11 protein-coding genes are annotated in these 9,295 nt (G+C 69.4%); 3 read left to right on the top strand and 8 right to left on the bottom strand.

Annotated features, from left to right (window positions below; translation table 11 throughout):
* Nucleotides 1-615 (top strand): LysR substrate-binding domain-containing protein (locus ABY44_RS05120; RefSeq protein ID WP_431640927.1); only part of this gene is annotated, 615 nt, incomplete at its 5' end.
* A gap of 63 nt (nt 616-678) precedes the next feature.
* Here ABY44_RS05120 and ABY44_RS05115 read toward each other — a convergent pair.
* Together ABY44_RS05115 and ABY44_RS05110 are read right to left on the bottom strand one after the other, a co-directional pair.
* Nucleotides 679-999 carry a DUF7660 family protein gene (locus ABY44_RS05115; protein WP_034195962.1) on the bottom strand — a complete coding sequence of 107 codons (321 nt, stop codon included), beginning with the start codon at nt 997-999 and terminating at the stop codon, nt 679-681.
* A 68-nt stretch (nt 1,000-1,067) separates the two neighbouring features.
* A complete protein-coding gene (locus ABY44_RS05110) occupies nt 1,068-1,940 on the bottom strand; it encodes a LysR family transcriptional regulator (protein WP_059698697.1) in 873 nt (290 codons plus the stop codon).
* 170 nt (nt 1,941-2,110) lie between these two features.
* Between ABY44_RS05110 and ABY44_RS05105 the strand changes: the two genes are divergently transcribed.
* Complete coding sequence (locus tag ABY44_RS05105) at nt 2,111-3,571, top strand: MFS transporter (RefSeq protein WP_060173271.1); 1,461 nt, start codon at nt 2,111-2,113, stop codon at nt 3,569-3,571.
* A 78-nt stretch (nt 3,572-3,649) separates the two neighbouring features.
* Here the strand turns inward: ABY44_RS05105 and ABY44_RS05100 are convergent, their stop codons facing one another.
* Both ABY44_RS05100 and ABY44_RS05095 read right to left on the bottom strand, forming a co-directional pair.
* Nucleotides 3,650-3,841 (bottom strand): oxidoreductase-like domain-containing protein, encoded by a 192-nt coding sequence (locus tag ABY44_RS05100; RefSeq protein WP_081064653.1) that lies wholly within the window; start codon nt 3,839-3,841, stop codon nt 3,650-3,652.
* Between the two features lie 82 nt (nt 3,842-3,923).
* Nucleotides 3,924-4,361 carry a hypothetical protein gene (locus ABY44_RS05095; RefSeq protein WP_230948741.1) on the bottom strand — a complete coding sequence of 146 codons (438 nt, stop codon included), beginning with the start codon at nt 4,359-4,361 and terminating at the stop codon, nt 3,924-3,926.
* A 159-nt stretch (nt 4,362-4,520) separates the two neighbouring features.
* Between ABY44_RS05095 and ABY44_RS05090 the strand changes: the two genes are divergently transcribed.
* Nucleotides 4,521-4,943 (top strand): RidA family protein, encoded by a 423-nt coding sequence (locus tag ABY44_RS05090; RefSeq protein ID WP_060173273.1) that lies wholly within the window; start codon nt 4,521-4,523, stop codon nt 4,941-4,943.
* A gap of 72 nt (nt 4,944-5,015) precedes the next feature.
* Here ABY44_RS05090 and creD read toward each other — a convergent pair whose 3' ends face one another.
* From creD to ABY44_RS05070, 4 genes are all read right to left on the bottom strand, one after another.
* On the bottom strand, nt 5,016-6,413 hold the full coding sequence (gene creD / locus ABY44_RS05085; protein WP_060173274.1) for a cell envelope integrity protein CreD: 1,398 nt from the start codon (nt 6,411-6,413) through the stop codon (nt 5,016-5,018).
* Nucleotides 6,414-6,527: 114 nt separating this feature from the next.
* Complete coding sequence (gene creC / locus ABY44_RS05080) at nt 6,528-7,979, bottom strand: two-component system sensor histidine kinase CreC (protein WP_060173275.1); 1,452 nt, start codon at nt 7,977-7,979, stop codon at nt 6,528-6,530.
* 15 nt (nt 7,980-7,994) lie between these two features.
* Nucleotides 7,995-8,705, bottom strand: a complete 711-nt coding sequence (gene creB / locus ABY44_RS05075; RefSeq protein ID WP_060173276.1) for a two-component system response regulator CreB — start codon at nt 8,703-8,705, stop codon at nt 7,995-7,997.
* 85 nt (nt 8,706-8,790) lie between these two features.
* A partial coding sequence (locus ABY44_RS05070) for an SDR family NAD(P)-dependent oxidoreductase (RefSeq protein WP_431640925.1) occupies nt 8,791-9,295 on the bottom strand: 505 nt, incomplete at its 5' end.

Raw genomic sequence — 9,295 nt, 5'->3', positions numbered from 1 at the left:
GTGCGGATCTCGGCCAGCGACGTGATCGCCGTCGAAGTGCTCCCGCCGGTTCTCGCGCAATTGCGGCGCAACCATCCGGGGCTCGTCATCGAGCTGGTGCCGACCGACCGCATCCAGGACGTGCTCAAGCGCGAGGCCGACATCGCGGTCCGGATGGCGCCGCCCGCGCAGGAGGCGCTCGTGGCGCGGCGCATCGGCGAAATCGATGTCGCGCTGTATGCGCGCGACGACTACCTCGCGCGCAACGGGGCGCCCGCGACGATCGACGAACTCGCGCATCACGCGCTGATCGGCTTCGACACGGTCACGCCGTTCATCCGCTCGGCGGGCCGCGGCATGCCGATGTGGAAGCGCGACGCGTTCTCGCTGCGCACCGACAGCAACCTGGCGCAGCTCGCGATGATCCGCGCCGGCTACGGGATCGGCTTCTGCCAGACCGGGCTCGCGAAACGGGACGCGCGGCTCGTGCGCGTGCTGCCGGACGGGCCCGCGATGCAGCTGGAAACCTGGGTCGTGATGCACGAGGACCTGCGCACGAGCCCGCGCTGCCGCGCGGTGTTCGATGCGCTGGCCGACGGGCTGCGTGCGTACGTGAACGGCGAACCGGTCGAATAGGCGGTTGGGCAGTTGGACGATTCGCAGCGGCGAACGTGCAGTGAACGAATCGCCCGAGCGGCGCTATTCGTAGCTTTTCCCGGCGAACAGGATGTCCGCCATGCGCCGCCACGGATTGTCGGGCACGTCGTAGTAGCGCAGCCCTTCCTCCGATGCCTCGGCCCAGTCGACCATCGCATCCAGGTACTCGCCGATCGAGTGGTTTTCCCAGCCGAGCGCCGCGCGCGCATATGGCGACGCAGGCAGGTCGGCCTCGAGCTGCCGCTCCTTGTTCCAGTCGTGGCCGAGCACGCGCAGGAAGTGGATCAGCGAGCGTTCGTCGACCACGCGCTCCAGCGCATCCTGCAGCTTCGCGGCCATCTGGCGTTGCAGTTCGTCGTTCATTTTTTTCTCCTGGCGCGCCTCTCAGGTACGCGCCGCCGCGCATCGCGCGGCCCGGTTCTACGGTTCTTCTACATCAGCAATTGCCGCGACAGCACCTCGCGCGCCTGCGTGACGGTTTCGCGTTCGCCCGGCATCGGCGGCGTCAGCGAAAACACCGCGTCGGGCAGCGGCGGCAGACGGTATTTCGCGCCGAGCCGCATCGTGCCCTCGCCGATCGCCGACGCGCACAGACAGCCCACACCGAGCCCCGCCGCCAGCATCGACTGCAGCCCCGCGACCCCCGACGCGCTGTGCACGAGCCGGTACGGCGTATGCCGCTCGTCGAGCGCGCGCACCGCGACCTGATGCATCATGCAGTCGTCCGGCAGCAGCACGAGCGGCAACGGCTCGGGCAGTTGCTCGGCGAGCGCGGGCGACGCGACCCACGACAGCGGCTCGCGCCGCAGCACCCAGCGCGTATCGGCCGACGCCGGCCGGAACGGCCCGCTCGACAGGTTCATCACCACGCCGAGATCGACCTGCCCCCGCGCATGCGCCGCCTCGATGTCCGCGCTCTTCATCGCGCTGACGTGCAGGCTCAGTTGCGGGTAGCACTCCCGCAGCCGGGCGAGCAGGCCCGCGACTTCGTTCGTCCGGTAGTAATCGGTGATCGCGACGCGCAGTTCGCCCTTGATCGCCTGCCCGCGCACTTCGTCGAACGCGGCCTCGTTCAGCGCGACGATGCGCCGCGCGTGCTGCAGCAGCCGCGAGCCGGCCGGGGTCGGCTCGACGCCGCGCTTGCTGCGCACGAACAGCGGCACGCCGGCGCGCGATTCGAGCTTGCGCACCTGCTCGCTGACCGTCGACTGCGACAGGTGCAGCAGCGGCGCGGCGGCCGTCAGGCTGCCGGCATCCGCGACCGCCGCGAAAGTACGCAACTGATCCAGGTCGAAACCGCGCATCGCCCTTCTCCATCCATCGAATAACCCGATGGATGCTACCACCAATTCCCGCTTTTCCGATTCATTGCCACCACCCAGAATGGGGGTCAATCGCCCGCCCCCGGCCGAACCGGCGCCCCCGGCGCCGCGTTCGGCGCGGATACGGCCCTCGTTTCTTCGGACTGGTTTCCATGACCAACGATACCCTTGCCCCCTGCGGCCCGGCCGGCACGGCCGCCGCGGCGACACCGCGCAGCCACCACGGCTGGGCACTGGTGGTCCTGCTGGTTGGCGCGATTTTGCCGCCGCTCGACTACTTCATTGTGAATCTGGCGCTACCGGCCATCCGCGACGGCATCGGCGCGCGCCCGGCCGAGCTGCAGCTCGTCGTGTCGGCGTACGCGTGCGCGAACGCCGTCGTGCAGATCACCGGCGGCCGGCTCGGCGACCTGTACGGCCGCAAGCGCATGTTCATGATCGGGATGGCCGGCTTCGTCGTCGCGTCGACGCTGTGCGGGCTCGCCGGCAGCGGCGCGGTGCTGGTCGGCGGCCGCGTGCTGCAGGGCCTGTTCGCCGCGATCCTCGCGCCGCAGGTGCTCGCGACGATCCGCAGCGTGTTCAGCCCGCAGGAGCAGGTGCGCGTGATGGGCTTCTACGGTTTCGTGTTCGGCCTCGCGGCCGTGATCGGCCAGCTCGGCGGCGGTGCGCTGATCAGCCTGCATCCGTTCGGGCTGGGCTGGCGCGCGATCTTCCTCGTCAATCTGCCGATCGGCATCCTGGCGCTGATCGGCAGCTGGCGCTTCATCCCGGAAAGCCGGCCGCCGCGCGGCCAGCGCATCGACGTGCCCGGCATGGCCCTGCTGTCGCTGTTCCTGCTGATGCTCGTCTACCCGCTCACGCACGGGCGCGAGGCCGGCTGGCCGCTGTGGATGGTCGCGTGCCTCGTCGGCGCGCTGCCGATGCTCGGCGCGCTGCTGGCGGTCGAGGCGCGCCGTCTCGCGGGCGGCCACGATCCGCTGCTCGACGTGCGCCTGTTCCGGAACCCGGTCGTCGCACTCGGACTCGTGCTGGCGTTCCTGTTCTATACGCTGAGCGCGTTCTTCCTGAGCTACGGGATCTATCTGCAGGGCTGCCTGAACTGGTCGCCGCTCGCATCGGGGCTCGCGATCCTGCCGCTCGGGCTCGGCTTCCTGTCGAGCCCGCTGCTGATGCCGCGGCTCGTCGGCCGGTTCGGCGGCTATCGCGTGCTCACGCTCGGTTTCGCGATGCTCGCGGCCGGCGTCGCGACGGCCGCCGCGCTTGCCGGTGCGGCCGCGCCGGGCCCCGGCTTCTACGCGGGGATCGCGGCGATCGGTGTCGGCCAGGGCCTCGTGCTGCCGTCGGTCGTGCGGATCGTGCTCGCGGAAGTCGATACCGCCCGCGCGGGCGTGGCATCCGGCATGGTCACCGCGATGCTGCAGATCGGCGCGGCCGTCGGCGCGGCGACGCTCGGCGGCGTGTTCTTCGCCCGGCTCGGCACGCATCCGGCCGCGCTCGATTATGTGCAGGGCTTCAGAACGTCGATGTTCGCGCTGACGGCCGTGCTGCTCGCGTGCATCGCGCTGTCGGCCATGCTCGGGCCGCTGCATCGGCGGCTGCATGCGGGCGCGTGACGCGGAACCGGCGCCCACTGCCGGCGCGGCTCGAGACGCGCGGCACGTGCGCACCGCTCGCCGGCATCGGGCTTGTCGTCATGGCTTGGGCTGCGCGTGCCGCGCTTCCCACTCCGCCAGTTCGACGCGATAGCGCGCCAGTGCTTCGTCGTACAGGTCGAAAACGCACGGCGAACAACCGCTGTTGCAGCAGTCTTCCAGTTCGGGCTGTACGGGCGGGGTCGGACGCGGATCGTCGATGGACGGATCGGTGGGGGCAGGCGTGGGCACGGCGACAATCGAATGGCGGAAAAGCTTGAGTATAAGTGGATGCCGCCCGGCCTGTCGGCGGTGACAGCCGGCACGCGCCGCGTCACATCCCGAGGATCGTCACCTGGTCGTGGCGAAGCCGAACGTCGCGCGTCCACGCGTCGACTTCCGCGATCACGCCGGCCAGCGCGGCGCAGCTTGCGTCGAGACGATCGACGAAAGCCTGCCGCGATCCGCTGAAAATGAAACCGAGCCGGTCGAGCGCGGCGGTGCGCTGCGCGGCGTTGCCGAGCCGCCTGCCCGTGTCGGCCAGTTCGGCGACGATCGCAAGCCAGTCGGCCATGCCGACGGCGTTGAACGTGTAATGGTCGTAGTCGGGGATCTGCCGCGCGATTGCCGCCTCGAGCAGCCCGAACACTTCCTCGTCGAAGAACAGCGACCCGGCATTCCAGCAGGTGCGCGCATACGGCCCGCCCATGAGTTCGACGTACGCGGTGCCGTCGAGCGCCGCACGATCCTTGATGACGCGGATATCGTCCATGTGTGTCGTCGCGATCGCGAAACAACGCCCCATGCGTCGCCGCGCGTTCATCCATAATGGCGCGATTGTCGACGAAGCGGGCGGTGCTGTCGACGGCGCGCCCTCGTTGCGCGGCCGCTCGCCGCGAACCGTGCAGCCGCCCCCCACAGGAGCCGCGTGATGGCCGAAGCAGTGAATCCGCCGGAAGTCTGGGCGCCGTTCGGCGCGTTCTCGATGGCCGTAATCCAGGGCGACGGCCGGATCGTGCATCTGAAGGGGCAAGTGGCGCTCGACCGCGACGGCCGGGTGGTCGGCCACGGCGACATGCGCATGCAGCTACGGCAGACGCTCGACAACATCCGCGCCGTGCTCGCCGCGATGGGCGGGCAGATGCAGGACGTGATCTCGCTCGTCCACTACGCAACCGACATCGATGCCTTCATGCAGGCCGGCGACATCCGCAACACGTATTTCGCCGCGCCCTATCCGGTGACGACGACCGTCCAGGTCGAACGTCTCTACCATCCCGACCTGCTGATCGAGATCACCGCCGTCGCCGAAATTCCGCTCGCGCGTTTTCGCCGGCCCGCACCACGCGCGTGAAGCGCGGCTGTGCCGCGCCGGATGACGCCCCGGCCGTCGCATTGCCGACCGGCGCGCTCGCCACCCGCGTGCCTACTTCGCCTGCGCGCCCGGCTTCACGGCGCCCGCGGCCGCCTTGTCGGCCAGCGGCTGCCACGCGGCGCCGAGCGAATACCAGTCGACGCGGCGCGTGAGCGTCATGATGCCGGCGAGGATCGCGAACAGCAGCAGCGAACCGAGCATCAGCGCGTTGTCTTCCGACAGCAGCAGCCCGTAGAGCGCCGCGTACAGCACCGCGAGCAGCGCCGAGAACACCGCGCCGCGCTTCACGCTGTGCAGCACGAACGACAGGTAGAAGCCGAGCAGCCCGATGCATGCGCCGCTCGCCGCGAGATACGCGTACGCGAACGCGATGTGTTCGGAGAGGCTCAGCAGCAGCAGGAAGAACAACGCGAGCGACAGGCCGACCAGCGTGTACTGGATCGGGTGAATGCGCAGCCGCTTCACGAGCTCGTACATGAAGAAGCTCGCGAACGTGAGCATCACGAACAGCGCGCCGTACTTCGTTGCGCGTTCGGCCTGCAGATAGACGTTCACGGGTTCGATCATCGACACCGACGCCGCTTCGATCGCGCTGTCCCCGTTGCCGGTCGCGATCTGCTCGCGCGCCTTCGTGTTGAACGACGTCACGCGCCAGTTGCCGGTGAAGCCGCGCGCATCGACCGTGCGGTTGTTCGGCAGGAACGCGCCGTCGAAACTCGGATGCGGCCACGTCGACTTCAACGAGAAATCGTTCTGGTCGCCCACCGGCGCGAACGCGACGGACTCCGCGCCCCGCAGCGGCAGGTCGATGCTGAACGGCACGACCGCCCCCGCCCCCGCGCCTGCTTCGGCCAGCGCCGCGAGGTCGACGTTCGCATGCACACCCTGGCGCAGGCTGTCCAGCCGCGAGCCCTGCTCCACGTCGAAACGCGCGCCGCCGATACGCAGGTCGGGTTGCGCGGTCAGCCCGCGAATGTCGCCGATGCCGATCGCGACATAGGCGTTGTCGACCTTGAAGCTCACGTGGCCGTCCGCCTGCGGCAGCTTCTTCAGGTCCGGCAACGCCAGCGTGCCGGTCAACCGGCTCGTCAGTTCGTATACCAGTGCCTTGTGAATACCGCGATAGCGGACGCTGGTCGTCAGCGTGCCGTCGACGTTCAGCGTCTTCGGAAACACGAGCAGGCGCTTCGTCTCGCTTCTCAGGCTCGTCTTCGTCGCGCCGCCGGCGGGCGTCTCGTCACGCACGCGCGTGACTTCCGTGTAAGGCACGACAAGCACGGGCCCCGACACCGTCTGCGGCCCCGCATAGCTCGACCAGATGCTCTGCAGCGCGTCCATGCGATACGCGGAGCGTTCGTGCACGATGCTTTGCACCATCTGCAGCGGGATCAGGATCAGCAGCGCAAGCAACGCGGTGATCGCGAATTTGAACAACAGGACTCGATTCATGGCCGACAGGTACCGGAGTAAAAGGTACCGCCAGCATGCGCCGGCCCGGTGAAGGGCGATTGAAGCCGGTGTGAAGCGAATGTGGGCCGAATGTGGGGCGAACGTGAAGCGCGGTCAGGCCGACGACGGCAGCGTGAGCGTCGCGCACGCGCCGCCTTCGTCGCGGTTCGCGAGCGCGACCTGGCCGCGGTGCAGCATCGCGACTTCGCGGACGAAACACAGCCCGAGGCCCGTGCTGCGATCCTGCCCGTCGGGGCGCGGCAGCGAATAGAAGCGCTCGAACACGCGCGCCAGTGCGTAGTCGGGCACGCCGGGGCCGTCATCGGCGACGCGCACGATCGCGACGTGCGCCCTGCCCGCCGGCTGCCGTTCGAGCGCGATGCGGATCGTGCTGCCCCGCGGCGCGAAATCCAGCGCGTTGTCGAGCAGGTTGCCGAGCGCCTGGCGCAGCAGGAACGGATCGCCTTCGACGACCGCCGGGTCGGCCGCGTCGTTCGCGTCGATCGCCAGGTTCACGCCGCGCTGCCTCGCGCGCGGCTCGATATCGTCGACGAGCTGTTCGAGCACCGGCCGCAGCGCGACCGGTTCGCGCACCGACAGCCGCTGCTTCTGTTCGACTTCGGCGAGCGCGAGCAGCTTGCGGATCATCTGTTCGAGGCGGCCGGCCTGGCGGCGGATGTTCTCGGTGAAGCGCCGGCGGTTCGCAACCGGCATGTCTTCCTGCAACAGTTCGGCTGCACCGCTGATCGCCGCCAGCGGGCTTTTCATCTCGTGCGTGAGCGTGTGGATGTAGGTCTCGACGTACTGCCGGTCCTCCAGCCGCTGATGCATGCTTTCCACCGCGCGCCCGAGCTCGGCCAGCTCGCTCGCGCCCTGCAGCGGCATGTCGGCCCGCTCGCCCGCCGCAATCGCGCGCGCATAGCGCTGCAGGCGACGCAGCCCGATCACCAGCCACCAGGTGCACGCGACGCCGATCAGGATCGCGCCGCCCATCAGCAGCGCGCCGTACAGCATGATCTTGCGCTGGCTGCGCGCGATGAACGGCGCGACCGTCTGGTTCGGCTTCGCGATCGTCAGCACGCCGATGATCTCGTTGCCGCGCCGGATCGGTGCCGCCACGTGCATCACGGTGCTGCTGTCGTCGTTCGGATCGCTGCGCGTGCTGCGCGCGCCGTATTCGCCGCGCAGCGTCCGGTAGACGTCGTTCCAGCGCGAATAGTCCTGCCCGAGCGCGCGGCCGGTCGAGTCGTAGCGCACGATGCCGTGCGCGTCGGTGATGTAGAGGCGGTAGCCGATCACGTTCTTCTGCACGCCCCACACGTTCGCGCTGACCGGGCGTTCGTGAAGTTGCGCGAGCTGCCGCGCGAAAGCGCCGTCGGCGATATGGCCGCTGGCCATGTCGTCGGCGGCCAGCGTCGCGAGCACTTGCGCGGTATCGACGAGGGTGTCCTCCATCGCTTCGCGCACGCCGGGCTTCACCTCCTGCACGAACACGCGCAGCGTGATCAGCGCGGCCAGCCCGACGATCAGGAAAAAGCCGAAGAAGATGCGCAGGCCGATATGCATGGGCGGTGCCGGTCGTTACGGTTGCAGCGAATAACCCATCCCGCGATGGGTGCGGATCGGGTCGCGCTCGGGGTCGATCGCGCGCAGCTTGGCGCGCAGCGTCTTGATGTGCGTGTCGACCGTGCGGTCGGCCGAATCGAAGGCCTCGTGCCACACGAGATCCATCAGCTGCTCGCGCGAATAGATGCGCCCGGGATGCCGGACCAGCAGCGCCAGCAGCCCGAATTCGTAGCGCGTGAGATCCAGTGCGTGGCCGCGCCACGACACGCGCGCGCCATCGGTATCGACCGTGAAGCCCGGCGCGGTCGTCGCGGCGGGTGCCGGCGCGGGCGCGGGTATCGATTCGGGGGCGGCCGCCCGGTGGAAACGCCGCAGGATCACGCGCACCCGGGCCGCCAGCTCGCGTGGCGAAAACGGCTTGACCACGTAATCGTCGGCACCGATCTCGAGCCCGACGATCCGGTCGATTTCGTCGTGCCGCGCCGTGAGGAAGATCACCGGCACGTCGGAGAACGTGCGCAGCCGCCGGCATACCTCGAAGCCGCTGAGGTCCGGCAGGCCGACGTCGAGCACGACGAGGTCGAAGCGCGCATCGCGCAGGCGGTCGAGCGCCGCCTGCCCGAGGGTGCAGTGGACGGTCTGCATGCCGTCGGTGCCGAGGGCGTAGACGATCGTGTCCGCGATCGCCACTTCATCTTCGACGATCAGGATATGGGGCTGATGCATGGTCTCGGGCTGGGCTCGCGTATGTCCGGTGCGCCATTGTACGCACGGCCGGCCGCCGCGCGAGCGCGAGCCCGTGCCCGCCGGACTATGCGACGCGGCCGGTCACCGGGATCGACGCGCCGGTGATCGCCTGCGCGTCGGCCGACAGCAGGAACCCGATCGTCGCCGCGATCTGTTCCGGCCGCACCCAGCGCGTGAAATCCGCGTCCGGCATGTCCGCGCGGTTCGGCGGCGTATCGATGATGCTCGGCAGGATCGCGTTCACCGTCACGCCACGGTCGAGCAGTTCGGCCGCCAGCGCCTCGGTGAGCCGCGCGACGCCGGCCTTCGCGGCCGCATAGGCGCCCATTCCCGCGCCGGCCTTGAACGCCGCGCCCGCGCCGATGTTGACGATACGCCCGGCCGGGCTCGCCAGCAGGTGCGGCAGCGCGCCCTTCGATGCGTTCAGCGCGGTCTTCACGTTCAGTTCGTACATGCGGTCCCACGTGGCGGCGTCGCCGTCGGCGATCGTCTGCCACACGAACGCGCCCGCGATGTTCAGCAGCGCGTCGACCCGGCCGAATTCGCGCTGCACGGTATCGAGCGCCCGC

The organism is Burkholderia sp. ZZQ-2, assembly GCF_050768715.1.
GTDB classification, from domain to species: domain Bacteria; phylum Pseudomonadota; class Gammaproteobacteria; order Burkholderiales; family Burkholderiaceae; genus Burkholderia; species Burkholderia cepacia.
The sequence above is the reverse complement of the archived record's forward strand: the minus strand, read 5'-3'. Positions and strand labels throughout refer to the sequence as shown.

Coding starts and splice junctions, on each gene's coding strand:
- ABY44_RS05095 (WP_230948741.1), bottom strand. CDS start 4,361: ATGGACGATATCCGCGTCATCAAGGATCGTGCGGCGCTCGACGGCACC.
- ABY44_RS05105 (WP_060173271.1), top strand. CDS start 2,111: ATGACCAACGATACCCTTGCCCCCTGCGGCCCGGCCGGCACGGCCGCC.
- creC (WP_060173275.1), bottom strand. CDS start 7,979: ATGCATATCGGCCTGCGCATCTTCTTCGGCTTTTTCCTGATCGTCGGG.
- creD (WP_060173274.1), bottom strand. CDS start 6,413: ATGAATCGAGTCCTGTTGTTCAAATTCGCGATCACCGCGTTGCTTGCG.
- creB (WP_060173276.1), bottom strand. CDS start 8,705: ATGCATCAGCCCCATATCCTGATCGTCGAAGATGAAGTGGCGATCGCG.
- ABY44_RS05115 (WP_034195962.1), bottom strand. CDS start 999: ATGAACGACGAACTGCAACGCCAGATGGCCGCGAAGCTGCAGGATGCG.
- ABY44_RS05090 (WP_060173273.1), top strand. CDS start 4,521: ATGGCCGAAGCAGTGAATCCGCCGGAAGTCTGGGCGCCGTTCGGCGCG.
- ABY44_RS05110 (WP_059698697.1), bottom strand. CDS start 1,940: ATGCGCGGTTTCGACCTGGATCAGTTGCGTACTTTCGCGGCGGTCGCG.